This is a genomic window from Arenibacter catalasegens (genome assembly GCF_002909235.1).
Lineage (GTDB): Bacteria > Bacteroidota > Bacteroidia > Flavobacteriales > Flavobacteriaceae > Arenibacter > Arenibacter catalasegens.
The window spans coordinates 39,367-64,073 of sequence record NZ_PHQQ01000012.1 but is presented as its reverse complement, the minus strand read 5'-3'; the positions used below and the strand labels follow the sequence as shown (position 1 = coordinate 64,073).

General features: G+C 37.9%; 28 protein-coding genes. 9 read left to right on the top strand and 19 right to left on the bottom strand.

Annotated features, from left to right (window positions below; genetic code table 11):
• Nucleotides 1-111 precede the first annotated feature (111 nt).
• From CWD90_RS11235 to trmB, 7 genes are all read right to left on the bottom strand, one after another.
• Nucleotides 112-441, bottom strand: coding sequence for a 2Fe-2S iron-sulfur cluster-binding family protein (locus CWD90_RS11235; RefSeq protein ID WP_103476162.1), 330 nt, complete (start codon nucleotides 439-441; stop codon nucleotides 112-114).
• Between the two features lie 70 nt (nucleotides 442-511).
• The gene (locus CWD90_RS11230) at nucleotides 512-1,570 is read right to left on the bottom strand and encodes an NAD(P)/FAD-dependent oxidoreductase (protein WP_103476161.1); all 1,059 of its coding nucleotides are present in this window, start codon (nucleotides 1,568-1,570) and stop codon (nucleotides 512-514) included.
• Nucleotides 1,571-1,642: 72 nt separating this feature from the next.
• Nucleotides 1,643-1,882, bottom strand: a complete 240-nt coding sequence (locus CWD90_RS11225; RefSeq protein ID WP_103476160.1) for a NifU family protein — start codon at nucleotides 1,880-1,882, stop codon at nucleotides 1,643-1,645.
• Nucleotides 1,883-1,884: 2 nt separating this feature from the next.
• Nucleotides 1,885-3,027 carry an Mrp/NBP35 family ATP-binding protein gene (locus CWD90_RS11220; protein ID WP_103476159.1) on the bottom strand — a complete coding sequence of 381 codons (1,143 nt, stop codon included), beginning with the start codon at nucleotides 3,025-3,027 and terminating at the stop codon, nucleotides 1,885-1,887.
• 166 nt (nucleotides 3,028-3,193) lie between these two features.
• Nucleotides 3,194-3,529 (bottom strand): MGMT family protein, encoded by a 336-nt coding sequence (locus CWD90_RS11215; RefSeq protein ID WP_103476158.1) that lies wholly within the window; start codon nucleotides 3,527-3,529, stop codon nucleotides 3,194-3,196.
• Nucleotides 3,529-4,158, bottom strand: coding sequence for a LysE family transporter (locus CWD90_RS11210; RefSeq protein WP_103476157.1), 630 nt, complete (start codon nucleotides 4,156-4,158; stop codon nucleotides 3,529-3,531). The genes CWD90_RS11215 and CWD90_RS11210 overlap by 1 nt, the downstream gene beginning before the upstream one ends.
• Nucleotides 4,159-4,161: 3 nt before the next feature.
• Complete coding sequence (gene trmB, locus CWD90_RS11205; protein ID WP_103476156.1) at nucleotides 4,162-4,833, bottom strand: tRNA (guanosine(46)-N7)-methyltransferase TrmB; 672 nt, start codon at nucleotides 4,831-4,833, stop codon at nucleotides 4,162-4,164.
• Nucleotides 4,834-5,335: 502 nt separating this feature from the next.
• Between trmB and CWD90_RS11200 the strand changes: the two genes are divergently transcribed.
• From CWD90_RS11200 to CWD90_RS11185, 4 genes are all read left to right on the top strand, one after another.
• Nucleotides 5,336-6,220: a hypothetical protein gene (locus CWD90_RS11200; RefSeq protein ID WP_394335823.1), complete on the top strand. Its 885-nt coding sequence runs from the start codon at nucleotides 5,336-5,338 to the stop codon at nucleotides 6,218-6,220.
• Nucleotides 6,221-6,263: 43 nt separating this feature from the next.
• Nucleotides 6,264-7,265, top strand: coding sequence for a glycoside hydrolase family 113 (locus CWD90_RS11195; RefSeq protein ID WP_103476155.1), 1,002 nt, complete (start codon nucleotides 6,264-6,266; stop codon nucleotides 7,263-7,265).
• 92 nt (nucleotides 7,266-7,357) lie between these two features.
• The gene (locus tag CWD90_RS11190) at nucleotides 7,358-8,617 is read left to right on the top strand and encodes a POTRA domain-containing protein (protein ID WP_103476154.1); all 1,260 of its coding nucleotides are present in this window, start codon (nucleotides 7,358-7,360) and stop codon (nucleotides 8,615-8,617) included.
• A 24-nt stretch (nucleotides 8,618-8,641) separates the two neighbouring features.
• Nucleotides 8,642-9,688 carry an N-acetylmuramoyl-L-alanine amidase family protein gene (locus CWD90_RS11185; RefSeq protein WP_103476153.1) on the top strand — a complete coding sequence of 349 codons (1,047 nt, stop codon included), beginning with the start codon at nucleotides 8,642-8,644 and terminating at the stop codon, nucleotides 9,686-9,688.
• Between the two features lie 8 nt (nucleotides 9,689-9,696).
• Here CWD90_RS11185 and CWD90_RS11180 read toward each other — a convergent pair whose 3' ends face one another.
• The 6 genes from CWD90_RS11180 to CWD90_RS11155 all read right to left on the bottom strand — a co-directional run bounded on the left by CWD90_RS11180 (nucleotide 9,697) and on the right by CWD90_RS11155 (nucleotide 14,355).
• Nucleotides 9,697-10,404: a TIGR04283 family arsenosugar biosynthesis glycosyltransferase gene (locus CWD90_RS11180; RefSeq protein WP_103476152.1), complete on the bottom strand. Its 708-nt coding sequence runs from the start codon at nucleotides 10,402-10,404 to the stop codon at nucleotides 9,697-9,699.
• A complete protein-coding gene (locus tag CWD90_RS11175; protein WP_103476151.1) occupies nucleotides 10,391-11,146 on the bottom strand; it encodes a DUF547 domain-containing protein in 756 nt (251 codons plus the stop codon). The genes CWD90_RS11180 and CWD90_RS11175 overlap by 14 nt, the downstream gene beginning before the upstream one ends.
• Before the next feature lie 61 nt (nucleotides 11,147-11,207).
• Nucleotides 11,208-12,173: an arsenosugar biosynthesis arsenite methyltransferase ArsM gene (gene arsM / locus CWD90_RS11170; RefSeq protein ID WP_103476150.1), complete on the bottom strand. Its 966-nt coding sequence runs from the start codon at nucleotides 12,171-12,173 to the stop codon at nucleotides 11,208-11,210.
• Between the two features lie 72 nt (nucleotides 12,174-12,245).
• Nucleotides 12,246-13,061, bottom strand: a complete 816-nt coding sequence (locus tag CWD90_RS11165) for a purine-nucleoside phosphorylase (RefSeq protein WP_103476149.1) — start codon at nucleotides 13,059-13,061, stop codon at nucleotides 12,246-12,248.
• 6 nt (nucleotides 13,062-13,067) lie between these two features.
• Complete coding sequence (locus tag CWD90_RS11160; protein WP_103476148.1) at nucleotides 13,068-13,679, bottom strand: TIGR04282 family arsenosugar biosynthesis glycosyltransferase; 612 nt, start codon at nucleotides 13,677-13,679, stop codon at nucleotides 13,068-13,070.
• A gap of 163 nt (nucleotides 13,680-13,842) precedes the next feature.
• Nucleotides 13,843-14,355 carry a rhodanese-like domain-containing protein gene (locus CWD90_RS11155; protein WP_103476147.1) on the bottom strand — a complete coding sequence of 171 codons (513 nt, stop codon included), beginning with the start codon at nucleotides 14,353-14,355 and terminating at the stop codon, nucleotides 13,843-13,845.
• Between the two features lie 244 nt (nucleotides 14,356-14,599).
• On the opposite strand from CWD90_RS11155, the gene CWD90_RS11150 reads away from it, so the two are divergent.
• Both CWD90_RS11150 and CWD90_RS11145 read left to right on the top strand, forming a co-directional pair.
• Entirely contained in the window at nucleotides 14,600-15,535 is a 936-nt protein-coding gene (locus CWD90_RS11150) for a YitT family protein (protein WP_103476146.1), read from the top strand.
• Nucleotides 15,536-15,654: 119 nt separating this feature from the next.
• Nucleotides 15,655-16,278: a thioredoxin family protein gene (locus CWD90_RS11145; RefSeq protein WP_103476145.1), complete on the top strand. Its 624-nt coding sequence runs from the start codon at nucleotides 15,655-15,657 to the stop codon at nucleotides 16,276-16,278.
• On the opposite strand, the gene CWD90_RS11140 is transcribed toward CWD90_RS11145, so the two are convergent.
• The 5 genes from CWD90_RS11140 to CWD90_RS11120 all read right to left on the bottom strand — a co-directional run bounded on the left by CWD90_RS11140 (nucleotide 16,255) and on the right by CWD90_RS11120 (nucleotide 19,712).
• Nucleotides 16,255-16,992 (bottom strand): energy transducer TonB, encoded by a 738-nt coding sequence (locus tag CWD90_RS11140; RefSeq protein ID WP_103476144.1) that lies wholly within the window; start codon nucleotides 16,990-16,992, stop codon nucleotides 16,255-16,257. The two genes, CWD90_RS11145 and CWD90_RS11140, sit on opposite strands and share 24 nt — an antisense overlap.
• Nucleotides 16,993-17,074: 82 nt before the next feature.
• Nucleotides 17,075-17,770 carry a tRNA pseudouridine(55) synthase TruB gene (truB, locus tag CWD90_RS11135; protein ID WP_103476143.1) on the bottom strand — a complete coding sequence of 232 codons (696 nt, stop codon included), beginning with the start codon at nucleotides 17,768-17,770 and terminating at the stop codon, nucleotides 17,075-17,077.
• Entirely contained in the window at nucleotides 17,770-18,555 is a 786-nt protein-coding gene (gene uppP / locus CWD90_RS11130; protein WP_103476142.1) for an undecaprenyl-diphosphatase UppP, read from the bottom strand. Before uppP ends, truB begins: the two co-directional genes overlap by 1 nt.
• A 2-nt stretch (nucleotides 18,556-18,557) precedes the next feature.
• Complete coding sequence (locus CWD90_RS11125) at nucleotides 18,558-18,824, bottom strand: DUF3098 domain-containing protein (protein WP_103476141.1); 267 nt, start codon at nucleotides 18,822-18,824, stop codon at nucleotides 18,558-18,560.
• Between the two features lie 9 nt (nucleotides 18,825-18,833).
• Nucleotides 18,834-19,712 (bottom strand): cell division protein FtsX, encoded by an 879-nt coding sequence (locus CWD90_RS11120; protein ID WP_103476140.1) that lies wholly within the window; start codon nucleotides 19,710-19,712, stop codon nucleotides 18,834-18,836.
• Nucleotides 19,713-19,922: 210 nt separating this feature from the next.
• Here CWD90_RS11120 and CWD90_RS11115 point away from each other — a divergent pair, with 210 nt between their 5' ends.
• The 3 genes from CWD90_RS11115 (at nucleotide 19,923) to CWD90_RS11105 (ending at nucleotide 24,160) form a co-directional block, all read left to right on the top strand.
• Nucleotides 19,923-22,985: a leucine--tRNA ligase gene (locus CWD90_RS11115; protein WP_103476139.1), complete on the top strand. Its 3,063-nt coding sequence runs from the start codon at nucleotides 19,923-19,925 to the stop codon at nucleotides 22,983-22,985.
• Between the two features lie 83 nt (nucleotides 22,986-23,068).
• Nucleotides 23,069-23,323, top strand: coding sequence for a SemiSWEET family sugar transporter (locus CWD90_RS11110; protein ID WP_103476138.1), 255 nt, complete (start codon nucleotides 23,069-23,071; stop codon nucleotides 23,321-23,323).
• A 141-nt stretch (nucleotides 23,324-23,464) separates the two neighbouring features.
• Nucleotides 23,465-24,160 carry a zinc metallopeptidase gene (locus CWD90_RS11105; RefSeq protein ID WP_103476137.1) on the top strand — a complete coding sequence of 232 codons (696 nt, stop codon included), beginning with the start codon at nucleotides 23,465-23,467 and terminating at the stop codon, nucleotides 24,158-24,160.
• A gap of 47 nt (nucleotides 24,161-24,207) precedes the next feature.
• Here the strand turns inward: CWD90_RS11105 and CWD90_RS11100 are convergent, their stop codons facing one another.
• Nucleotides 24,208-24,678, bottom strand: coding sequence for an Lrp/AsnC ligand binding domain-containing protein (locus tag CWD90_RS11100; RefSeq protein WP_103476136.1), 471 nt, complete (start codon nucleotides 24,676-24,678; stop codon nucleotides 24,208-24,210).
• Between the last annotated feature and the right edge of the window lie 29 nt (nucleotides 24,679-24,707).

Genomic DNA, 24,707 nt, shown 5'->3' with positions numbered 1-24,707 from the left:
TCACTTGGATTTTTGGATTTAGACTTTAATTCAGCCTAGGTTGGTTAATGCACCATAGAGAAGTTGGGCTATGGCTTATTATAATTCGCCGTTTCTATAGTAATTATAAAATTAAACCTCCGGCGCCAACTCAACTTCCAGGCCTTCCAAATTCTCTGTTATATGGATTTGGCAACCCAAGCGGCTGTTATCCTTAACATTGAATGCCTCGGCAAGCATGGCGTCTTCATCATCGGACATTTCAGGTAGTTGGTGATCGGACTCTACATAGCATTGGCAAGAAGCGCACATGGCCATTCCTCCACATATTCCAATGGTTCCTTCTGGGGCAAGCTCGTAGGAACGAACTATTTCCATAAGATTCATATTCATATCTGTGGGTGCATCTACTTCGTGTACAACCCCATCCCTATCCTTAATCTTTATTTTAACATCGCTCATGCCAGAAATATTCTTATTTGGTAATTGGCAGCAAATTTAAGGGATTTACTTTAGGAAATAGTTGTTTTTTTTAATCAATGGACTTAACCACAGCTTTAGGAGCTTCTTTTTTACTTCCATCAAAACCGGATACACCACCTACTGTAGTATATTTCATCACATATTTTTTGTCTGGGAAAATGCGTTGATACGCGCTTTGGCACATTAGGGTCGCTTCATGAAAACCACAAAGAATTAATTTTAATTTGCCAGGATAGGTATTTACATCACCTATGGCATAAATGCCAGGAATATTGGTCTGATAGTCGAAAGTATTTACTTTTATGGCGTTCTTTTCAATTTCTAGGCCCCAATTTCCAATAGGGCCAAGTTTAGGGGAAAGCCCGAACAATGGGATGAAATCGTCTATTTCCTTGATAATTTCTTGGTCCTGATCACCGGATTTATTTATTACTACAGCCTCCAGCTTATCAGAACCCCTTAATTCCACTACTTCTGCAGGAGTTATAAGGCTTATTTTTCCTAGATTTTTCAGGGCCTGTACTTTTTCTACTGAATCCAGAGCACCTCTAAATTCATTTCTTCTGTGTACTAAAGTTACCTCAGAAGCCACATTGGCCAAAAAGATACTCCAGTCCAGGGCAGAATCGCCTCCTCCTGAGATCAGCACTTTTTTATTGCGATAAACTTCGGGGTCCTTAATAAAATAAGCAACACCTTTATCCTCAAAAGCGCTAAGATTATTGATTAAGGGTTTCCTGGGTTCAAAACTGCCAAGACCACCGGCAATGGCAATAATGGGGGCATTGTGCTGGGTACCTTTGTTGGTGGTTACCAAAAAAGTGCCGTCATCTAATTTTTCAATCGTGTTGGCTCGTTCGCCCAAAGTAAATCCCGGTTGGAATGCTTTGATCTGTTCCATAAGGTTATTTACCAAATCACCTGCCAACACTTCTGGGAAGCCTGGAATATCGTAAATAGGTTTTTTGGGATATATTTCGGAACACTGCCCTCCTGCTTGTGGCAATGCGTCTATAAGATGACACTTTAGTTGTAAAAGACCTGCTTCAAAAACAGCAAAAAGACCTGTTGGGCCTGCACCAATTATTAGAATGTCTGTTTTAATCATGGAAAAATGAACTTAAAATAGCTACAAAGCTAAAAAAGGAGTTGAAAATTGTTTATGATAAAAGTCAGGTACTTAGCCTACATTAATAACCTCCTGTATTTGGGGGGCATATTTTTTTATGGTCATTTCAACGCCACTCTTAAGGGTCATCTGGTTTACAGTACAGCCTACGCAAGCCCCCTCCAGACGTACTTTAACGGAAATGTCATTGTCTATGGAAACAAGGGAAATATCCCCCCCATCACTTTGTAAAAAAGGGCGGATTTCCTCCAAAGCCTTTTCAACGTTATCTTTAAGTTCAATCGATGTCATAATCACTTCTTTTTAACAGCCGAACAACCCGCCATTGTAGTTATTTTAATAGCCTCTGTTGGAGGTAAACTTGTGTTTCTTTCCACCACTTCCCGAACTACATTTTTTGTAATTTCCTCAAAAGCCGCTTCTATTGCGGTCGCTGTTTGTAATGCCGCCGGTCTTCCTACATCACCTGCTTCCCTAATGCTTTGTACCAGAGGTATCTCCCCTAAAAACGGAACATTCAAATCTTCTGACAAATGTTTGGCACCTTCTTTCCCAAAAATGTAATATTTATTATTTGGCAATTCCTCAGGTGTAAAATACGCCATATTTTCTACTATTCCCAATACTGGTACGTTTATGGAATCTTGTTGGAACATCGCCACTCCTTTGCGGGCATCTGCCAATGCCACTTCCTGTGGAGTACTTACAACTACCGCTCCTGTGATCGGCAAGGATTGCATAATGCTTAAATGTATATCCCCGGTTCCTGGAGGAAGATCTAATAACATAAAATCCAATTCTCCCCAATGCGCATCAAATATCATCTGATTAAGTGCTTTGGCGGCCATAGGGCCTCTCCAAATTACAGCCTGATTGGGTTGGGTGAAAAAGCCTATGGATAAAATCTTGACGCCATAATTTTCCACTGGCTTCATTTTTGATTTCCCTTCGACTTTGACAGATAGAGGCTTTTCTTGGGTTACATCGAACATAATAGGCATGGAAGGCCCGTAAATATCAGCATCCAACAGACCTACTTTGAATCCCATTTTAGCTAAGGTAACCGCCAAATTGGCTGTTACTGTAGATTTTCCAACTCCTCCTTTTCCAGAAGCCACTGCAATTATATTTTTGATCCCGGGGACAGGTTTGCCCTTGATCTCATTTGCTTTAGGCTTGGCAGCGGGAGCATTTACCTTTACGTTAACCGTAATTTTGGCCTTGTTATACACTTTGGCATGAATAACTTTTAAAATTTCCACCTCGGTTTTCTTTCTTGCCTGTAAACTTGGGTTGGAAATGGTAAGATCAACAATGACCTCGTCGCCAAAAACCATAATATTTTTTACAGCACCACTTTCCACCATATTTTGCCCTTCTCCTGGGACTGTGATGTTTTCAAGTGCTTTCAGTATGTCTTTCTTGTCTAATTTCATCCTAAACTATTCTTATTCAGTCATTATTAAAACTGATTCTAAATTACAAAGATAGGGCTTAGGAGCGAGATTAAGAAGTCTGGGAATTGAAAAGTAAAATAGGTTAATAAGTATTCTCTATTTGTATGGATCATCCCAAAACTATAGGCAAATATGTGTAAGTTAATTACCTTAATTCTAGCCAAGGATCCCAAAAGTGGGCTTCAAAATCCACGATTTGATTTTCCACGACTTTTATTCCCTCATTTTCCAATAATTGCTGCATTAGGTTAGTACCATCAAAATGATGTTTTCCAGTTAAAAGTCCTTTTCTATTTACCACTCTGTGGGCTGGAATATCCCCCATTTTATGTGCACCGTTCATTGCCCAGCCAACCATTCTGGCACTCCTTGCGGTTCCCAAATATTTGGCAATGGCACCATAGGAGGTTACCCGCCCAAATGGTATTTGTCTTGCCACTTCATATACTTTTACAAAGAAGTTCTCATTTTCGGGTTTCATCAGGTGTAAAATATTCGAATTAAAGTAATCACCAATAGCAACATCATTAATGCACTGAGAATATAATTGGAATTTTTTGAAAATCCATTGTTCTTGGTTTCCAATTTGGTGAAATAGACAGTATATAAGTAGAGTACTGTAAAAGTGCCGCATCCTGCTGCGAGTATAAAGGTGGCAATATCTCGGAATTGAAATTTTATCCAGCCGGAGGCATTCCACATTGCATTTAACCCGCTGTAATAAGGAATGGTCAGTAAATTCACCGCTGCCAACAATATCCCTTTAAGGAAGCTATTTCGCTTACTTACCTTAACTATCTTGGGAATTTCCCGTTTATTTTTCTTGGCCTTGACAAAGAAATAAATTGCAAAAAAACCAAAGACAATAAGGGCTATTTTTAAAAGAAGGTCTATAATCTCCGGATGTATGAATAGAAATTTGGAAATCATCACGGAAATATAAGCCTGGATTATTATCATGGTAGAAACCCCGAGACTAAAAATAACACCATTGGTCTTTCCCTTTTCCACACTAATTTTTGCGGCATTCATGTTCAATAATCCTGGTGGTACGGTAGCCATGAAGGCAGCTGAAAAAGTGGCAAAAAAAAGAATGAGTAAGTGCTCCATGGTTTACCTTATTCTAAACTTTATATAAGTAATGGGTTTTCCTTTTTCAAGATACTGTTTTTCATAGAAAGTCTGTATGTCCAAAACTTCTTTTGGGCTGCCTTCATTTTTATAAACATCGTGATTGGCATAAAGCACTTCCAATCCTTTGCCATGTAAAAGGCCCAAAGTATACCCGTGCATAAATTCACTATCGGTTTTTAGATTAACCACCCCATCTTCTTTTAGGATTAATTTGTATTTTTCCAAAAACACCTCGTTGGTTAGTCTATGTTTGGTGCGTTTATATTTAATTTGTGGGTCAGGAAAAGTAATCCAGATTTCGGAAACTTCATTGGCAGCAAAAAGTTCGTCTATGAGTTCTATCTGGGTGCGCAGGAAGGCGGCGTTGTTTATATTCTCCTCTATTGCCGTTTTTGCGCCACGCCAAAACCGGGCTCCCTTTATATCAATTCCTATATAGTTTTTATTTTGGTCTTGTTTGGCCATCCCAATGGTATACTCCCCTTTGCCACACCCCAATTCCAAAACTAAAGGCTTGTCATTTCCGAAAAATTCGTTCCATTTTCCCTTTAAGGAAAACGTGCCGTTAGTAATTTCCTCCCTATTTGGTTGAACTACATTCTTAAAAGTTTCATTCTCCTTAAACCGTTTAAGTTTATTCTTACTTCCCACTGGTCGCTTATAATTTAATTATTGGCAAAGCTAATAAAATCTAAGTTTGTTCCTAATATAGAGTGATCAGCATTGCGAATTGTTAATACTGGTTTTGGGAATTTTATAAAATGAGGGGGAACAAACAACAGGATGCCCGAGATAAGCAGTATCTTAAAAAACATAATTTTGTAATAAGTATGTGATACTTTTTATAGATTTTTGGGCTTTAACAGTCAATTTAGGTACTTTGCCTAAAGTTAAAGTCAAATAATTATTGGAATTTAACAGACTTGGATTTACCATTTGGCAGAGGGTTAATATAGAAATTTAGATAATTTTTTACTCGCTTAGTGAGATTTGTATGCTCCGACACTTGCCCGCCCGTTCCGTTCATGCGGGTGTCGAAATATTATAAGTAGATTCCTTTCGATGCCTCATGGGCTTGTCCTGAGGTAATTGACCTCAAGGAGGAAATTTTAAAATTTGCTTGCAGATTAATAATAACGAACCAAAAGATAATATGGGAAAGAAAAACATTCAAAATAAATGGTACTTACTACTGGCTTTTTTTGTTTTTACTATGGGGTTATCCCAAGATTTGGACCAGGATACGGATAGTAATATTCAACAGTACACTCCTTCTAAATTAATGGGGAAAGGGCAATGGGATCTAAAATGGTTCAATAATCTTTACACAGAGACGAAAAGTACGTTTTCAAATAGTAAGGAGGCTAGAAAAACATTTTTCACTTCTACCATTGAAATTTACACGGGCTTGGGCGATAACAATAGATGGAATCTCGGCGCCATTGTAGAGGTAAGATCAAATGTCGTAAATGACAGGGATGCCTTGGATGTATTTAAGTTTGATGGTGAAAACGCTACTGCAAGGTCAGGGATAACTTCGATAGCTCCATCCGTAAAATTTGTACCCTTTGAATCACTGAGTAACTTTTCTGTCCAAAGTTCCTTTTTTATTCCACTAGTAGATAATGAGACTGAAAATGGAGTGTTTTTAGATCAAAAGGGATATATATGGCAGAATCGATTTTTTTATGACCTTACTTTTGCTAATAGGAAATGGCAATTGTTTACAGAACTTAATTCCGAATTAAGTTTCGGAAAAGCGGGTGAAAGCTTTGCTAATAATAGCTTAAACTTGTCTCCAGGTATATTTTTAAGTTATTTTCCAAGTTCCAAATTTACCATTTTAGCATTGGCGCAACACTCCCAAAGATTGGATTTGGGTAATAATTTTGCCCAAAATTATACAGCTTTTGGTGGTGGTGTAAAATACCAATTAACAAATGCGCTAAATCTGGAAGGATTGTATACCAATTTTGTTAGAGGAAATAATACAGGTTTGGGACAAACATTTAACTTGGGATTGCGGGCTATTTTTTAAAATGATCAATAAATAGCCTAATTTAGGGTCAAATTCTATATGCATGCGACACCTAGGTTTACTTTTCTTATTCCTTTTACAGCTTGGTTGTAGCGGTCAGGTAGTTGAGAAATTTAATGGTGTAAGTTTCGTAGCCTCAAGGGACAAAGTATCCCAGGAACATGTAGATGCGGTAAGAAATGTCAATGCCAAGTGTGCAGCGGTAATGCCTTTTGGATTTATAAGGGATAAGGACTCTCCCGAAATTATTTTTAACACTTCAAGACAATGGTTCGGGGAAACAAGAACCGGTGCTAGACAGTACATAGATATCTTACATAAGAATGGCTTAAAGGTAATGTTAAAGCCTCAGATATGGATCTCTAGGGGTGAGTTTACAGGTAGTTTAACAATGAATTCCGAAGAAAATTGGGAGGCATTGGAGGTCTCTTATGACAACTTCATTATGGCATATGCCACGCTGGCACAAGAAACCAAGGCTGATGCTTTTTGTATTGGAACTGAGCTTGAGCAATTTGTTAATCACAGACCGGAGTATTGGACCGAATTGATCAAAAAAATCAAGGGTGTTTATAAAGGGAAACTGACCTATGCGGCCAATTGGGACGAATATGGAAGAACACCATTTTGGGATGATCTAGATTTTATAGGGATAGACGCTTATTTCCCCTTAAGCGACGAGAAAACGCCTACAGTTGAACAATTAAGAAAGGGATGGCAGCCACATAAAGAAAAAATAAGGTCATTGGCCTTGGCGAAAAACAAACCTATTATTTTCACGGAATACGGTTATAGGAGTAATAATTATACGGCAAAAAAACCTTGGCTGGTGGATCACAGTCAGGATGATGTAAACCTCGAAGCCCAGGCCAATGCTACTAAAGCTATATTTGAAGAATTTTGGAAAGAAGAGTGGTTTGCAGGTGGGTTTGTCTGGAAATGGTTTATTGATCATGCAAAAGCGGGTGGGATAAACGATAATAGGTTTACCCCGCAAAATAAACCGGCCCAAGAAGTGATAAAAAATTTCTATAAGTTATACTAGGGCTTTATTACAGGGCCTTACTACCTTAACTTATTCCGTGTCGTATCCGATTATATTCGTTATTTCTTCTCCTATATAATTTCACATTGATAATGAAAATTGGTTTAAGGGTATTATTGTTTTTTTTATTTATAACTGGATACACCCAGCAATCTACTGTGACTACGGTGAACTTTGAAGGCGCCAAAAGAACTAAAATTTCGTTTTTAGAAAACTTTGTTAAAGTAAGGACGGGCAATTTATTGGATTCCCTAGTCTTGAAAGAAGATGTTCAACGCTTAAAGCAATTGCCTTCTATTGCTAATGCTGTTTTTCGAGTGGATGCTAATACGGAAAATCATTATTCGGTTGTTTATACGGTTGAAGAACATTTTACCTTGATCCCTTTTGCTAATCTGTATACTTCCACCAACGATGAATTTGCATATAGAATTGGCGTGCAGGAGTATAACCTATTAGGCAAGAACATGATTTTGGGCGGATTTTATCAAAGGGACATCTTTAATTCTTATGGTATAAACTTTAGGGCACCTTATATTATCGGTGGCAACTTGGGATTTGCTATGAGTTACAATAATATTGCGACCCTAGAACCAGTCTTTATTAACGATCTTACCGCAGATTACAAATATAAAAACAAGGCCTTTGAGGTTTTGGGTTTGTATAATATCAACAATAAAAATAAGATAGACTTTGGAATTAATTGGTTTACGGAGGACTATAACTATATAACTGGCGCTACCAGTCCAAATGTGCCTCAAGATTTGAAAGTGGATAAATATTTATATAAGCTGATCTACTCTTATGAGAATATAGAATATGATTATCACTATCGTTCAGGCTTTAGCAGTGTTTTAAATTTTCAATATGTTAAGAGTCCCGATGAGAATTTGCCAGAATTTTTAATTGGCTTCAATGACTTTATCTATTATAAAAGGCTTGGATATCGTGGTAATTGGGCAAATCGTTTACGTTTGGGTATTGCTAGTAACATTGATACGCCATTCGCTCCTTTTTCTGTTGACAATAATGTCAACATTCGGGGCGTAGGGAATAAAATAGATAGGGGCACTGGTACAATCGTCTTTAACACGGAATATAGGTATAGTTTTATGGACAGGGATTGGTTTGCATTACAAGGCAATTTTTTTGTTGATTCAGGTACATGGCGAAATCCAGGAGGTGATTTTAGTGATTTTACGGATAGGGAAAGTATTAGGGTCTATCCAGGGATTGGTTTAAGATTTATTCATAAGCGAGTATTTAACGCCATTTTCCGAATAGATTATGGCCATGGCATCACAAAAAACGCATCAAAAGGAATTGTTTTTGGAATTGGGCAGTATTTTTGATAATATTTGTGTAAAATTAGTATCGTGTTGACCATAAAACCTTTTGTATTATTTAGCATAGTTACCTTATTGTCGTTTCCTGTTTTTTCACAAACCTCGGTTAAAACCGTAATTGCTGAAAAGGGGGACGGTATTTATTCCATATTAAGGAAGCAAGGGATTAATCCAATTAGGCACTACGGGCATTTTGTTGATCTTAATCAAGATAATTTAAGGGATAGTGTGCATCTTTATGAGGGAAGGGAATATATTATACCTATAGTTCCTGTGGATACTATTGCCATAGAGGAATCCGTTGAGAAAAAAACTACCGAAATTAAGGTTGTTTCCAATATTATGACCGATGATATTTTTGGAAAAAGTTATGCTATAACGGAGATAAAGAGCAATAAACTACAAGGGAACGTTTATTATTTAATCTCTGGTCATGGCGGACCCGATCCCGGTGCTGTTGAAGAGTATGAGGGAAAAATTATTGCTGAAGACGAGTATGCATATGATATTACGCTACGTTTGGCCAAGGAACTTATTTCCCATGGGGCCAAAACCTATATTATTATCAGGGATTTAAATGATGGAATAAGAGATCAGCGGGTGCTGGAAATAGACAGGGATGAGGTAGCTTATCCCAATGACGAAATTCCCTTGAACCAATTATTACGATTAAAGCAGCGTGTTGATGCAGTGAACAAACTGTATTTGGAAAATATAGGTAAATATCAACGGTTAATTGTTACCCATGTAGATAGTCGTAGTAGGGGTCAGAATATTGATGTGTTTTTTTACCATCATGAAAATAGTAAAAATGGCAAGCGTTTGGCGGAAAGCATCCATGAGACTTTTTTGAAAAAATACAAACAATATCAGCCTAACAGGGACTATGAGGGGACTTTCGGAGATCGTAGTGGGTTGTATTTAGTTAAAAATACGATGCCGGCAATGGCCTATATTGAAGTAGGGAATATAAAAAACAAAAAGGACCAAAAGCGCATCTTGGAACCTGATAATAGGCAAGCTCTTGCCAAGTGGATTTCGGAGGGGGTATTGCTGGATTATGAAACGAGGAAATAAGGGGACGATTAAGGGACGATTTTTTTCTGGTAATATTTATACAAATGATCAGGGCCAAAACCCAATAAATTCTTTAAGTGAATTATAGCGAAGTGGTATTGAAGTTTTAAAGAACCAAGTTGATCATATTTTCGTGCCGAGGTAATAACGTGTTGTGGTAATACTTTAAAATTTGATATTTTGTAAAGCCGCCCTATAAACTCCGTGTCTTCATATATGATATAACTCTCGTTAAAGCCTCCCGTTTTTTGAAATAGATCCTTAAGAATAAATAATGATTGATCACCTCCCCGGCATAGTTTGAGGTTAATTCTGCTGAACCATGCAAAGAATTGTAAAAACTTTTTTGAGGTATTGAACTTCATTCTAAAGCAGCCCGAGGAAATATTGTTTTTATAGGCATTTAAGATAAAAAGATCAAAATTCTTGGGTGGGTATGTATCGGCATGTAAAAAATAAAGTAGGGCTCCAGTTGCTGCCTTGGCCCCAGTATTCATTTGTTTAGCACGTCCTTTTTCGCAAGATGTAACTATTGCCCCTTTTGCCTTGGCCAAGGCAATGGTATTGTCCGTACTGCCACCATCAACAACAATTATTTCCTTAATATTCCCTGTACTGCTATTCGCTGCCAAATGGTCTAACAAAGTGCTTATGTGTACAGATTCATTTAGGACAGGTATTATAATACTTATGTCTACGGAATTACTCAATTTCATTTAGAGCCCAATTGTAGTTTAGATAATTTATTTTGGTATTTGATGTCAGTTTTTTTATAGCGTATTTATTTATATACTCTATTAAAGACCCTTTTTCAGTGAAGTCTTTTTTGTACCAGTTAAAAATTTCGGACAAGGAAGCTTTTTCCGTGGTAAGTAAATTTCTTTTTGGGTCATTGATAAAATCGATGGCCGTCTGTTCCAGAAGTTTTTCGAGATTAACGGCATTAAATGCTTTGTTCAGTAATTTGGGACAGGAATAAGAGGCACAATTAATGGCAAAATGAATTAGGGGTTCATCCATTTTTCGTAATATTTTATGTTCAAGATCACCCAAAGAAATATCTTCGTTTCCTATTTTTACAATATTTTTCCCCCAGGGATTCTTAATATCCTTTATACTTTTAGTAGGAAAATTGTCCAAAATAAGCTTAACTGTAGCGGCATTATAAAGGTTAATGTAATATGCAAGTTTTTCAGGTTTTGGGGCCTCATCGGAAGGGCGGTTATTTGATAGATAATCCAAATAAGTTCGCAATACCGTGATGTCTTTGGTAAAGCCTCTGTAGTCAACATTTCCATCATTGTCTACATGTTTTTTGAGTAATTTATCCCAATCTGAATGATCTAGTTGTACTTCAATTTCCGTCGCACAATTTTTATTTTGCCATGGTGTAAGCGTAGCACTATGAGCGCTGATGGTCAAAAGCAAGGTCAGTACAAATGATAATTTAAGTCGCATAGGATTTTATTTACCTCTGATTAGTATACAGTAGCACTTAAACCTTACATGAAAATTAGGATTAACAGCAACCTCCACCATTATAATGCCAAGTACTGTCACTAATATGGATTTCGGCATTGCTTTTTTGAAGTGCCGATGCTGTTTTGTCACATACCGCCAAAGGCTGATTTTGCATCAGCACATGTCCATTTTTATCATCAAAATATTCTTCATTACCGTAATAAATGGCTGTTTTTCCTGTAAAAATGCATGGGCCGTCCTGTGGCATAGGGTCTTTAATGGCCGCAATTTCAATAGATTCTATAAAAATCAATTCATCGGTGGGATAGTGATTGGGAGAGAGCACCCGGTACGATTTCCGAGCTCTAATTTCTATGGTCCCAAAACCTGCATCCGCTAAAACCTTTACATAATCTTTTAATGGGATACTTCCACTTAGGCATAATGCCCTTAGTCGGTCGTCGTTACGCAAGATGTCGTTCATGGGTTGTTCGCAGATGGGGTCGCTCATAACCAATCTGCCATGGGGTTTTAGTACACGGTACATTTCGGCAACCGCTTTTTTTAGGTCCTCTACCTTAAAAATGTTGAAAAGGCAATTTTGAGCTGCCACATCTATACTGTTATCGGCTATGGGTAGGCTTAGTGCATCTCCTTTTACAAGGTTTACGAACTCTTTTTTAAACCAAGGGTTTTCTAGTTCCGCTACTTTAAAGTTTTCTCTTGAAGCATCCAACATCTCATCAACAACATCAATACCGGTAACTCCTCCCTTTTGCCTTGAGAAATAAGAAAATTGTAACAGTTCCATGCCGCCCCCAACACCCACATAAAGGACTTTAGGGTCGTTAATTAAATCTTGGGCAGATACTGTGCTGCCACAACCATAGTTCATCTCTTGCATTATTTTTGGAATAGATAACCCAGGGAATTGCCAAATGGGATTGGTGGTACAACATAATCCAACGTCCGGGGTCAATGCTGCATTTTTATACAATTCATTTGTTGCTTCTAAATAGCTCATTATAGTATGTTTAAAATTTCTTATCAGGTTAGTATCTTCCTTTCGTCATTCCCCACCACTCACAGTTGAAAATTACATTTCCTTAATCAGTTCCCTGAACAGCTTTATCATTTTGGGTTCTGTTTTCCCGGCTATTTCAATTATTTCGGTAATGTTGACCGGCTTTAAATTATCGGGATCGCATTCGTCTGTTAGAACAGATACTGCAACAATTGGCAATTGCAAGTGATTGGCAACGATTACTTCTGGGACGGTACTCATTCCCACGGCATCGGCTCCAATAATCTTTAACATTCGGTATTCAGCCTTGGTTTCCAGTTGCGGGCCTACCACGGAGGCGTAAACTCCTTTACGGAGGGTTATATTTTCTTTTTCGGCTATTCTCTCCAAACTTTTCCGCATAGGAATATTATATGGTTCGCTCATATCCGTAAATCGCTCCCCAAATTCACTCACGTTTTTAAATGCCAAAGGAGAACCGCCTTGGAGATTAATGTGGTCTTCGATAAGCATGATATCACCTTTCTTATAATCTGGATTTATGGCTCCTGCTGCATTGGATATAAATAGTTTTTTAATGCCTAGCATGTGCATTACCCGAATTGGGTAGGTAACGTCCAAAAGATCGTAGCCTTCATAAAAATGGAACCTGCCCTGCATCACAACAACCTTTTTGCCTTCCAAAGTGCCATATATCAATTTGCCCGAATGGAATTCTACCGTGGCCAATGGAAAATAGGGAATGTGATTGTAATGTGCTTCAATAGGATTTTCAATATCCTCCGCCATTTTACCTAAGCCAGTTCCCAGTACGATACCAATTTCAGGGGCATCAAAGCCTTTTCCTATTAAATAATCAGTAGATTCTTTAAGTAATTTACTCGTCATATAATTTCAATTTTTTAAAAAAGAGCGAAAAATTTCAATATCCTTAATGTCCTCAAAATAGTCAATATCATTTTTAGGAGTTAGCAAACCGTAATTTTCATTTTTTATATCTTGTAGGGTAGCCTCCAATACAGTGTCCTTACCCCAATTTTTATTGTGAAATAAGGAGGAGTTAAAGACTTTCATTCCTAGCAAATAGTAACCACCATCAACGGCAGGCCCAATGATATAGTCATGTTGGTCCAAGGAATTAAAAGCCTCTTTTAAATCGTTTTCAGTTAAATCGTACATATCACTTCCAATTATAATAATTTTTTCATAACTGGCATCAAATCCGGCCTTAAAAGCATTGGCCATACGCTCCCCTAATTCATTTCCTACTTGCATTTTTTTTTCGTAAATGGAATTATCCCAAATATCATTTTCCGAAATATGATTGGAATAGCACACCCATTTTTCAGTGTTTAATCCCTTCGTAAAACTCTTGGTATGATTAAGTAAAAATTTATAAATGTCCAAGGCAATCTTGTCGCCAACAGTTGCTGCCAATCGAGTTTTGCATTTACCTAGTTCCGGGTTACGGGTAAAGATTATTAGTAAATTTTTTGGGTGGGTCATAGTATCTCTGAAATGAATGGCCCATTTAAAGGGCTTGGTCTAAATGGTCGTTGTAGGTCTGTATTCATTACTTGATGTCGGTCGGGGATTGAGAATTTGTGGATCTACTATTTCGTTTTCCGTCAGCCATTGAGAGTTAACTGGCTTAAAGAGATATTTGTATTCAGTTATTGTGTTTTTTGGAATCGTATACTTTTGTGGCATTGGTCAACATCCTGGCCCAATGCTTGTTAAACGTATGCACTCTATCTGTTTCTTTCTCTATGGAATCATATACTTTATAACCCTCATTTTTCCATTTGAAAATACCACCGTATAAATTGAAAACTTGCGTATAGCCCTTATTCAGAAGCTTCTCCCCCACATCCTCAGAACGCACCCCTATGGAACAATAGACTACAATGGGCGTATTACTATCAGGAATTAAAGATGAAACCATGTCCATATCAAATTCCTGGTCACCAATCCATACTGCATTTTTGAGATGGCTCACTTCAAATTCTCTCTTTTCCCTAGTATCTAGGAGTAAGAACTGGTTATTAAGTGTTAATTCTTCCACTTGGATATAAGGGACGGTGTTATTGTTGTGCTTTCTTATTGCATTGTCTATAGAACTCTGGCCATAAAGACCATAAAGGCAAAAGAGGCTTGTGAAAAAATGGAACAGATATTTCATTATTAAATGTAAATCGTAAAGCAAAGATAGTATATTGGCATTATAACCTTAAGGGACTATTAAAAGCTTGTAAATTAATTATAATAATCAAGGAGTAGATTTCCGTTTTTATAAATGGATTTTATAATTTCACATCCTTGGAACTACGCAATTCATTTTTTTAAAAACGACCTGAAAATGTTGTACAACATGCATTTGGGTAATGCGTCATAGTTAATTATAAAACCTATCTTAACAATAATATATGCCGGAAAGAAAGAAAAAGAGTCATGACTTTAAATCCAACTTGTATTCCTATTGGAAAAAATCCAGAAGATTTAGGGTTGGAATTTTCGCTGATATTCATGATGCTTTATTTATTATAGCAGGGATTTTTTCTGCTGCTTTTGGTTTGGAAAGTTTTTTGTTGCCCAATAGTTTTATTGACGGAGGGGCAACGGGAATTTCACTTTTAATTTCTGAAATCACATCTACGCCCTTATATGTACTTATCATTCTTGTTAATATTCCCTTTATATATCTTGGTTTTAAGGTGATAGGCAAACAATTTGCAATTAAGGCCTCTCTGGCGATTATTGGGTTGGCTATTGTATTGGCTACGGTACACTTCCCAGAAGTGACGGAGGACAAACTATTGGTTGCAGTTTTTGGCGGGTTTTTTCTAGGTGCCGGTATTGGCCTTTCCATTAGGGGTGGGGGTGTGTTGGATGGTACTGAGGTTTTGGCGATTTATCTGAGTAGGAAATTAAGGACCAAAATTGGCGATAATATTATAGTCATCAATGTTATAATATTCTTGGCAGCTGCCTATTTTCTTTCCTTGGAAACGGCACTATATTCCATGTTGACCTATTTGTCGGCTTCAAAGACCTTGGATTTTGTAGTTGATGGGATTGAAGAATATACGGGAGTTACCATTATATCTGCACGCAGTGAGGAGATGAGGCTTATGATCACGGAAAAGTTGGGTAGGGGACTTACCATTTATAAGGGACATGGAGGTTATGGAAAGAGTGGCGTACATAATGAGTATGATATTATTTACGCTGTAATTACTAGACTGGAAATCAGCAAACTAAATACAGAAATAGAAAAGATAGACCCTAATGCCTTTGTTGTAATGAACAGTATAAATGATACTAAAGGCGGAATGATCAAAAAAAGATCCTTGAACCACTAAAACTTCCAGATATTAAAAAGTTGTGTAAGTATTGCCGAGGCAATGCTACCAATGTAACTATTGTTACCCAAAATTAATCCTGGGAGGATTAACTTTGAGGTATATTTTATAGAAATTTTATGGAACATACAGTACAGGAAACTAAACATGACATAGTCCAAAATGGTTTAATTGGGGCTATGGATTATGAGGATTACAGGCTAATGGTTTCCAAGTTGGCTTTGGAGGGAAAATCTACGGGTTCCATACAAAACGAGGAACTGGGGAATTATACGCGCCTAAACGATCAACGGATGAAACGCTTGGACAAGACCCTTAAAATCGATGCTAATTCCGAATTGAAAATCCAAAAGATAAATAAAAAGACTACTTGGTTGGTACTTACGGAGAGTTGGTGTGGCGATGCCGCTCAAACCTTACCTGTAATGAATAAGATTGCCAGTCTAAATAGCAATATTTCGTTAAAACTGGTATTACGTGATGAAAACCTGGAATTAATGGAGCAGTTCTTATCCAATGGCGCCATGGCTATCCCAAAATTGATTTCAATAGATGATGCTACTGGTAAGGTTAATGGCGAATGGGGCTCCAGACCATCCAAAGCAATCAAAATGGTTCAGGATTACAAGAGTAAACATGGAAAATTGTCTCCAGAATTTAAACAAGATTTACAGCTTTGGTATAACAAGGATAAGGGTCAAAATACGGTGAGCGACCTGTTATCTTTGTTTTTCTTGGAATAAATAGGTGATAGTACCCATTTGTTCTTCTCTTTCCCCAGCATTAAATTTAGATTTTAAGGCATATTCAATGGCGTTATCTACCAGACAGCCATTGAGGGTATTAGAGCTCTTTTTGTTGACATCGGCTTCTATGACCTTTCCAAATGGATCAACTTTAATATTAATGACCACTTTGCCGCCCTCAATACAAGTGTAAATGGGAATTGGCAGACTGGTATGCCTTCTGTCCACTAAAGAATAGGAAATAGAGGTCCTTCTTTTGGCTAGATTGTTGGTCATTACTTCTTTACTCGCTTCCTTTTCTCCTAAAAGCTCTTGCTTTTCCCGTCTTCTCTTAGCCAATTCTTTAACTCTTGTTGCATATTCGGAGTCGGAACTAAGATAGTCTGTTGGGTCATCACTGTCAGAGGACAGTTCCTGTTCCTCCATGATTTCCTCTAGTGTTTTGAGCGGCTCTGGGTTGCCAAAACTGGGTTTGTTGGCCTCGTTATAGGCCATATGACTTTTAACGGGTTCGGAATTGGCCATCTCCTCCATGTCCTTGATTTTTTCCTCTATAATTTCTTCAAGGTCTTCCTCTTCCAGCAAACTTAATTCAATAACATACTCCTCTTTTTCTTTTTGACCCAAGTGGATATTGTACAAACTAAGTACCACCAAGCCCATGGAAAAAAAAGTTATTAAAAAAGAAAGTTGTTTCCGGCTCAAATTCATAGTGATATAACCACGTTTTATCAAAAATATTTCAAATCATCGACGAACGGTTAGGTTACCACCTTAAATTTCGAAGTAGTTTTTAACTATCGATTTGCAGTAAATTACCAAATTCCTCGGGGGTTATGGCTTTATCTACGTTGTAATCACCTATTTTGGTTCTTTTCAAGGAGGATAAATGCGCACCAGATTGGAGTGCTTTTCCAAAATCATAAGCCAAAGACCTTATATAGGTGCCTTTACTACAGACCACTCTAAAGTGTACCTTTGGCAATTCTATCTGTGTAATTTCAAATTCTTTAATAGAGACCCCTCTTTTTTTTATCTCTACCTCTTTGCCCTCTCTGGCGTATTCATAAAGTCTTTTTCCGTCTTTTTTTAAGGCAGAGAACACTGGGGGAACCTGTTCAATGTCACCTATAAATTGTGTAGTGGCGCTGTGAATCAATTCATTTGAAATATGATCAATTGGAAAGTTTTCGTTAATCTCCGTTTCCAGATCATAGGACGGGGTTGTCCCGCCTAAAGTAATAGTGCCAGTATATTCTTTTTCTTGACCTTGAAGTTCGTTTATGGTTTTGGTAAATTTTCCAGTGCAAACAAGCAATAAACCGGTGGCTAACGGATCCAGGGTTCCTGCATGGCCAATCTTGATTTTTTTTAGTTCAAATTTCTTCCTAATATTCCATTTCAAGGAATTTACCGCCTGAAAAGACGTCCACCCTAACGGTTTGTTTATTAGTAAAACCTGTCCTTCTAAAAAATCCTCCTTAGTCATTACATTACGGTTAGGGGGCTAATAAAATAATGGATTACTATGATAGCAATTCCCACTACGATCCTATAGTACCCAAATATTTTAAAACCGTTTTTACTTAAATATCCAATGAAGGTTTTTATAGCGAATAGTGCTACTATAAATCCTACTACGTTGCCAATTATTAAAAGATTTACTTGATCTTGGGTAAGTGTGAATCCCGCAGCGTAATAATCGTAACTTTTCTTCAGCGTAGCTCCCAACATAGTAGGCACAGCAAGGAAAAAGGAAAATTCTGCGGCTGCTGTCCTGGATAGCTTTTGGGACATACCCCCAACAATACTGGCACCACTTCTTGATACTCCTGGAATCATCGCCAAACATTGGAAAAGTCCAATTTTAAATGCGGTGCCATATGAAATATCGGTGTTGTCCGAATTTCCGAATAACTCATCAACCCTTAGTAGGATTAAGCCTCCTATCACCAAAGAAAAAGCAACAACAAGCGGGCTTTCCAATAAGGCGTCTATAAAATCACTTAACAGTAATCCAAAAACAACTGCAGGGATAAAAGCGACCAAAAGTTTAAAATAGAAATCAATGCTTTGAAAAAATCGTTTGAAATACAACACCACAACAGAAATTATGGTGCCCAATTGGATGACGATGGTAAATAATTTAGTGAAATCTTCCTGAGCAATACCAAAAAAGGAAGATACGATAATCATGTGCCCTGTTGAGGAAACCGGTAAGTATTCGGTTATACCTTCAATAACGGCAAGAATAATAGCCTCTAATATGTCCAAATTTATTTTTTCTTATGCGGATTCAACAAAATGGCGTAGACTTCAATGCCAAGTCCTATCAATACCAAAGTAGGGGCCAAGCGTATTCTTCTAAAATTATAAATCTCTGGGTTAAATACATTGGGGTCGTCACTTCCACCACCACTCATAAGGATAAATCCTAAGGTAATTAAGGCCAGTCCAACAAACATAAACAGGTAATTTTTTTTCTGAAAGATAAATTCCTGTCTAGGTTTTTGCTGCTGATTATTAGTTTGTTTTTTACTCATGCCGCAAATTTAATAATATAAATCGTCTGTTCTAAGATTTAAGAAACGTTGTGTTGCAAAAAAAGTGCTTATGTAAGAAATTAAGACCCCTAATCCAAAGACACTTGCAAAAAGAAATACTAAAATAGTTGGGTCTTGAAAAAGATTGAGCTCTGGAAAATTTATGTCTACGTAATATATAACAAAGCCCAAGGCAATTAAGGCCAAGACAGCTCCTAGAACACCTAGCTTTATATTGGTCCATATGAATGGCCTCCGGATAAAGGTTTTGGTAGCCCCTACCATTTGCATGGTCTTAATGATAAAACGTTTGGAGTAAATGGAAAGACGGATAGAGCTATTGATCAACAGTACTGCTATGAAGGTGAATATTCCACTGGCTACCAGAATCCAAAAGCTTAGTTTCTTTACATTATCGTTTAAAAGTGTAATTAGGGGTTTGTCGTAGCTTACTTCCTCAATATAATCTTTGGAGCCAATTTCCTCTGCGATCTCAGTGATTTTTTCTGTGGAAACATAATCGGCCTTGAGTTGTACGTCTATAGAATTTTTAAGGGGGTTATAACCCAAGAAATCCAGAAAATTCTCACCTATCTCCAGACTGTGTTGTTCCGCGGCCTGTTCTTTGGATACATAGGTGGCCTTTTTGGTATATTCGGCCATAGCTAGACTTTTTTGTAATTGGTCTACTTCCACTTCCTTGGCATTGTCTTTTAGAAAAACGGATATGGTTATCTGCTCCTTAAAGTGATCGGCCAATTTTTTGGTGTTCAATACCAAAAGGCCTAAAATCCCTAAAAGAAAAAGCACAAGTCCAATGCTCAATACTACCGAAAAGTAAGATGAAATTAGTTTTCTTTTTTGAAAACGTTCAAATGATGTGCTCATAGTACAAAATCAATATGTAAAAATAGGAAAGTAAATTGAATAAAAAATAATAGTGACCTCTTTCATCCTTAATTTAAGGTAATCAAAAAGTTATGAAATGGTATATAGATAATATCTTTTCGCTTTCATAGATTAAACTTATTTTTGCGCTACATTAATAAATGCACGGGTGTGCAGTAGGTACACTGGATTAAAATACAAGAGATTAGGATGACTTACGATTTTAGGAAGATTGAAGAAAAATGGCAACAATTTTGGGCGGAAAACCAAACCTTTAAAGCGGAAAATAATTCCCAAAAGGAAAAGTTTTATGTATTGGATATGTTTCCCTATCCTTCTGGTGCTGGTTTGCACGTAGGGCATCCGTTGGGGTATATTGCCAGTGATATTTATGCACGATATAAAAGACATAAAGGATTTAATGTGTTGCATCCTATGGGGTACGATTCTTTTGGACTTCCTGCGGAACAATACGCCATTCAGACAGGGCAGCATCCTGCAGATACTACGAAAGTTAATATTGAAGGAGGAGTAGATAAAGAAGGCACCGAAATTAAAGGATATAGAAAGCAATTGGATGTAATGGGCTTTTCCTTTGATTGGAGTAGGGAGGTTCGAACCTCGGATCCCAAATATTACAAATGGACCCAATGGGTCTTTATCCAACTCTTTAATTCTTGGTACAATAAGGAGACTGACAAGGCTGAAGATATTTCAAGTCTAATTGCCATTTTTGAAAAAGAAGGTAACCAAAATGTCAATGCGGTTTGTGATGAAGAAGTGGTGGATTTCTCATCAATTGAATGGAAAGCTTTTTCGCCAAAACAACAGCAAGAGATTTTATTACAATATAGATTAACCTATTTGGCGGAAACAGAAGTCAATTGGTGTCCAGCGCTAGGAACGGTATTGGCAAACGATGAGATTGTCAACGGAGTTTCTGAGCGTGGAGGGCATCCCGTGGTCCGTAAAAAAATGACGCAGTGGAGTATGCGTATTTCCGCATATGCCCAACGTCTTTTGGATGATTTGGCAATGGTAGATTGGCCGCAACCGTTAAAGGATTCCCAGACCAATTGGATCGGAAGGTCAGAGGGAGCTGAAGTGACGTTTAAGGTCCTCCCCCTAACCCCCTCCTTGGGAGGGGGCAGGGGGGAGGTCGATTCGGAAGTCATGGAAATATCGGTCTTCACTACCCGGCCCGATACGATTTTTGGGGTGAGTTTTATGACTTTGGCTCCTGAGCATGAATTGGTGGCTAGAATAACTACTCCTGAGCAAAAGGCAGAAGTTGAGTCTTATATAGAGGCTACGGCCAAACGTAGTGAGCGCGACCGTATGGCTGATGTGAAGACTATTTCTGGTGCTTTTACTGGGGCTTATGCAGAACATCCTTTTAGTAAAGAGCCCATACCTATTTGGATCGGGGATTATGTTTTGGCTGGCTATGGCACCGGGGCGGTAATGTCTGTTCCCTGTGGTGATCAGCGGGATTATGACTTTGCAAAACATTTTGATATTCCTATTCCCAATATTTTTGAGGGTGTAGATATTTCTGAAGCAGCCTTCTCAGAAAAGGGCAATACAGTAATTTCCAATTCTGATTTTTTAAATGGGCTTCCATATAAAAAGGCCGTTAAACGTGTCATTTTTGACCTGGAGAAGTTAGGTCAAGGGATAGGGAAAATAAATTATAGGTTGCGGGATGCCGTTTTTAGTCGCCAACGCTATTGGGGAGAACCGTTCCCAGTTTATTATGTGGATGGTATGCCACAAATGATCGATCAGCAACATCTGCCCATTGTTTTGCCAGAAGTGGAGAAATACCTGCCTACGGAAACAGGTGAGCCACCCTTGGGCAATGCCACGGTATGGGCATGGGATGTAAAAAATTCGGCCGTAGTCAGTAATGAGTTGATAGATCATAAAACCGTATTTCCTTTGGAGCTGAATACCATGCCTGGATGGGCAGGGAGTTCATACTACTTTAATCGCTACATGGATCCGACAAATGACGACGAAATATTCTCAAAAGAGGCGATCGACTATTGGCAAGATGTAGACTTATATATTGGAGGTAGCGAGCATGCCACTGGACATTTGCTGTACTCCCGTTTCTGGCAAAAGTTTTTGTTCGACAAAGGTGTGGTGCCCAAACCCGAGTTTGCCAAAAAACTGATCAACCAAGGGATGATTACGGGGACCAGTGCATTTGTATATTATACGTTTTACTCGCTTATTGAGAAAAAGGAATATGGAGGGGAAATTCTAATCAATAAAAAGGTAATCTTTATTTCTAAAGATCTTTATTACGATACCCTTGCCAAGAAATCTGGGTTACTTGATAAAATTGTTAAATCTGATATTCAATCCGATTTGTTAAAAAGATTGAAAGATGGGGAGTTAATATTGATTACTCCACTTAGCTCTTCTGAATATCCATTAAATTTTACCCATGCAGATGTTTCGCTTGTTAATAGTTCTGATGAATTGGATATTGAAGCCTTTAAAAAATGGCGACCTGAGCATGAAGATGCACAATTTAATTTGGAAGACGGTAAGTACATCGTAGGTCGCGAGGTAGAAAAAATGTCTAAATCTAAGTACAATGTAGTAAGTCCGGATAGTATCTGTGAGGAGTACGGGGCAGATTCCCTGCGTTTATACGAGATGTTCCTTGGGCCTTTGGAGCAATCCAAGCCTTGGAATACCTCCGGAATCAGTGGGGTTTATAGTTTTCTAAAAAAAATGTTTCGTTTATACCATGGAGGGGTAGAAGGCGCTTTTTTGGTTACAGATAATGCACCTACCGCAGATAATTTAAAGACCCTGCATAAGACTATTAAGAAAGTGGAAGAGGATATAGAGAATTTCTCTTTCAATACTTCGGTATCTACATTTATGATTGCCGTGAATGAATTGGCTGCGCAAAAATGTAATAGTAGGGAAATATTGGAACCTTTGGTAGTATTGGTTTCGTCCTATGCCCCCCATATTGCAGAAGAGCTGTGGTCCCAATTAGGATATACTACCTCTATAGCTACTGCTCCTTTCCCCAAATTTGAAGGCAAGTATTTGGTAGAGAGTAGCAAGGAATATCCTATTTCGTTCAACGGAAAGATGCGCTTTAAAATAGAGTTGCCGGTAGACCTGTCCAAAGAGGAAATTGAAGCTGCCGTTATGGCCCATGTTAAAACAAAGGAGCAATTGCAAGGACGAACTCCTAAAAAAGTAATTATAGTTCCTGGAAAAATTGTAAATATTGTGGGTTAACCAATTTATTGGCAGATGGTAATGAGAGAGGGCATTTTTAAACGAGTGTGAATACAAATAATTAATGAAATTGGATACCGAATATGGAATATGTTGAAATCATGGGCATGGTTGCTGCCATAATAACCACTTCTTCGTTTGTACCTCAGGTTTATAAGACTTGGAAAAATAAGTCTACAAAGGATATCTCCCTGACCATGTATTTGGCTATGTTTATCGGAGTAGTGCTATGGACGGTCTATGGAGTTTTTCATGAAAGTGTACCTATTATAGTTGCCAATTTTCTCACTGCCGTTTTACTTTTCATCATGATCGTCCTAAAGTTAAAATATAAGTAGTTTGGGACAAATTGTCAGATTCGTATTATTTTATGTTCTGAAATTTAGGTTTGGATAATTTGGCGGGCTTTTTGCTGTATTTAGTACAGATTGGATAAAGGAAACTTTAGTATATTCGATTAATTTTAAAAGGAAATCGTTATGATGATGTATTATATATTACTTGGGGCCATAGCTTTGGTAAGCTGGTTGGTAAGCAATAAACTAAAAAGTAAATTTAAGCACTATTCCAAAGTGCATTTGCGCAATGGTATGAGTGGTGCCGAAATTGCAGAAAAAATGTTGGCCGATCATGGGATCCGGGATGTGAAGGTGATTTCTACACCTGGGATGCTTACGGATCACTACAATCCGACAAATAAAACGGTAAATTTAAGTGAAGGGGTCTATAATCAAAGAAATGCTTCTGCGGCGGCGGTTGCGGCCCACGAATGTGGACATGCCGTGCAGCACGCTACGGCTTATGAATGGTTGACCTTGCGTTCCAAATTGGTGCCTGTGGTAAGTGTTACCTCAGGAATGTCTATGTGGGTAGTTTTTGGAGGAATAATGTTGGGAGCGGCTGCAGGAATTGGTCTTGGATATTGGGTAGCCGTGGCAGGTCTAATTATGATGGGACTTGCTACCTTGTTTAGTTTTATCACATTACCTGTGGAATACGATGCCAGTAACAGGGCATTGGCTTGGTTAAAGAATAAAAACATAGTTACTCCTGATGAGTACAAGGGTTCTGAGGATGCCCTAAAATGGGCTGCCAGAACGTATTTGGTAGCTGCAATAGGTTCTTTGGCCTCTTTGGTCTATTGGGCTATGCAGGTCTTCGGAGGTAGGGACTAAAAACCAAAAGTATATAACTAAAAAGGACATCGAGAGATGTCCTTTTTTTATATTGTTATTTGACGGTCTATCTGTTGGTCCAAGGAAATGAAGGTCTCTGTTCTGGAAACACCTTCTATCTGTTGTATATCCCTATTAAGTACATGCATAAGATGTTCGTTATCCCGGCAAAGTACTTTTATTAGAATAGACCAGTTCCCTGTAGTATAGTGGCATTCCAATACTTCTGGAATTTTTTCAAGTTCCTTTACGGCTAAAGGATTGCTCATGGCCTTATCCAAATAGATACCTATGTAGGCCATAGTGGTATATCCCAAAACTTTAGGATTGATAATAAATTTAGACCCTGCAATTAAACCAGAAGCTTCCAATTTACGTAGTCTCTGATGAATGGCAGCCCCCGAAATCCCAATTTTTCTGGCAATTTCCAGAACAGGCTTCCTAGCATCGTCCATCAAAAATCTTAGGATCTTTTTGTCGATTCCGTCAATTTTAATGTTTTCGTTATTGGATTTCATGATTATAGTTTCAAATTTAATATAAAGAT

Bases quoted from the DNA above. Each gene is read 5' to 3' on its own strand.
- CWD90_RS11110 (WP_103476138.1), top strand. From the start codon at position 23,069: ATGGAATATGTTGAAATCATGGGCATGGTTGCTGCCATAATAACCACT.
- CWD90_RS11195 (WP_103476155.1), top strand. From the start codon at position 6,264: ATGCGACACCTAGGTTTACTTTTCTTATTCCTTTTACAGCTTGGTTGT.
- CWD90_RS11155 (WP_103476147.1), bottom strand. From the start codon at position 14,355: ATGAAATATCTGTTCCATTTTTTCACAAGCCTCTTTTGCCTTTATGGT.
- CWD90_RS11180 (WP_103476152.1), bottom strand. From the start codon at position 10,404: ATGAAATTGAGTAATTCCGTAGACATAAGTATTATAATACCTGTCCTA.
- CWD90_RS11140 (WP_103476144.1), bottom strand. From the start codon at position 16,992: ATGAATTTGAGCCGGAAACAACTTTCTTTTTTAATAACTTTTTTTTCC.
- CWD90_RS11120 (WP_103476140.1), bottom strand. From the start codon at position 19,712: ATGAGCACATCATTTGAACGTTTTCAAAAAAGAAAACTAATTTCATCT.
- CWD90_RS11230 (WP_103476161.1), bottom strand. From the start codon at position 1,570: ATGATTAAAACAGACATTCTAATAATTGGTGCAGGCCCAACAGGTCTT.
- CWD90_RS11125 (WP_103476141.1), bottom strand. From the start codon at position 18,824: ATGAGTAAAAAACAAACTAATAATCAGCAGCAAAAACCTAGACAGGAA.
- CWD90_RS11235 (WP_103476162.1), bottom strand. From the start codon at position 441: ATGAGCGATGTTAAAATAAAGATTAAGGATAGGGATGGGGTTGTACAC.
- CWD90_RS11200 (WP_394335823.1), top strand. From the start codon at position 5,336: ATGGGAAAGAAAAACATTCAAAATAAATGGTACTTACTACTGGCTTTT.
- CWD90_RS11115 (WP_103476139.1), top strand. From the start codon at position 19,923: ATGACTTACGATTTTAGGAAGATTGAAGAAAAATGGCAACAATTTTGG.
- CWD90_RS11145 (WP_103476145.1), top strand. From the start codon at position 15,655: ATGGAACATACAGTACAGGAAACTAAACATGACATAGTCCAAAATGGT.
- CWD90_RS11220 (WP_103476159.1), bottom strand. From the start codon at position 3,027: ATGAAATTAGACAAGAAAGACATACTGAAAGCACTTGAAAACATCACA.
- CWD90_RS11150 (WP_103476146.1), top strand. From the start codon at position 14,600: ATGCCGGAAAGAAAGAAAAAGAGTCATGACTTTAAATCCAACTTGTAT.
- CWD90_RS11215 (WP_103476158.1), bottom strand. From the start codon at position 3,529: ATGAAACCCGAAAATGAGAACTTCTTTGTAAAAGTATATGAAGTGGCA.
- CWD90_RS11105 (WP_103476137.1), top strand. From the start codon at position 23,465: ATGATGATGTATTATATATTACTTGGGGCCATAGCTTTGGTAAGCTGG.
- truB (WP_103476143.1), bottom strand. From the start codon at position 17,770: ATGACTAAGGAGGATTTTTTAGAAGGACAGGTTTTACTAATAAACAAA.
- CWD90_RS11100 (WP_103476136.1), bottom strand. From the start codon at position 24,678: ATGAAATCCAATAACGAAAACATTAAAATTGACGGAATCGACAAAAAG.
- CWD90_RS11190 (WP_103476154.1), top strand. From the start codon at position 7,358: ATGAAAATTGGTTTAAGGGTATTATTGTTTTTTTTATTTATAACTGGA.
- CWD90_RS11165 (WP_103476149.1), bottom strand. From the start codon at position 13,061: ATGACGAGTAAATTACTTAAAGAATCTACTGATTATTTAATAGGAAAA.
- arsM (WP_103476150.1), bottom strand. From the start codon at position 12,173: ATGAGCTATTTAGAAGCAACAAATGAATTGTATAAAAATGCAGCATTG.
- CWD90_RS11225 (WP_103476160.1), bottom strand. From the start codon at position 1,882: ATGACATCGATTGAACTTAAAGATAACGTTGAAAAGGCTTTGGAGGAA.
- CWD90_RS11210 (WP_103476157.1), bottom strand. From the start codon at position 4,158: ATGGAGCACTTACTCATTCTTTTTTTTGCCACTTTTTCAGCTGCCTTC.
- CWD90_RS11175 (WP_103476151.1), bottom strand. From the start codon at position 11,146: ATGCGACTTAAATTATCATTTGTACTGACCTTGCTTTTGACCATCAGC.
- CWD90_RS11160 (WP_103476148.1), bottom strand. From the start codon at position 13,679: ATGACCCACCCAAAAAATTTACTAATAATCTTTACCCGTAACCCGGAA.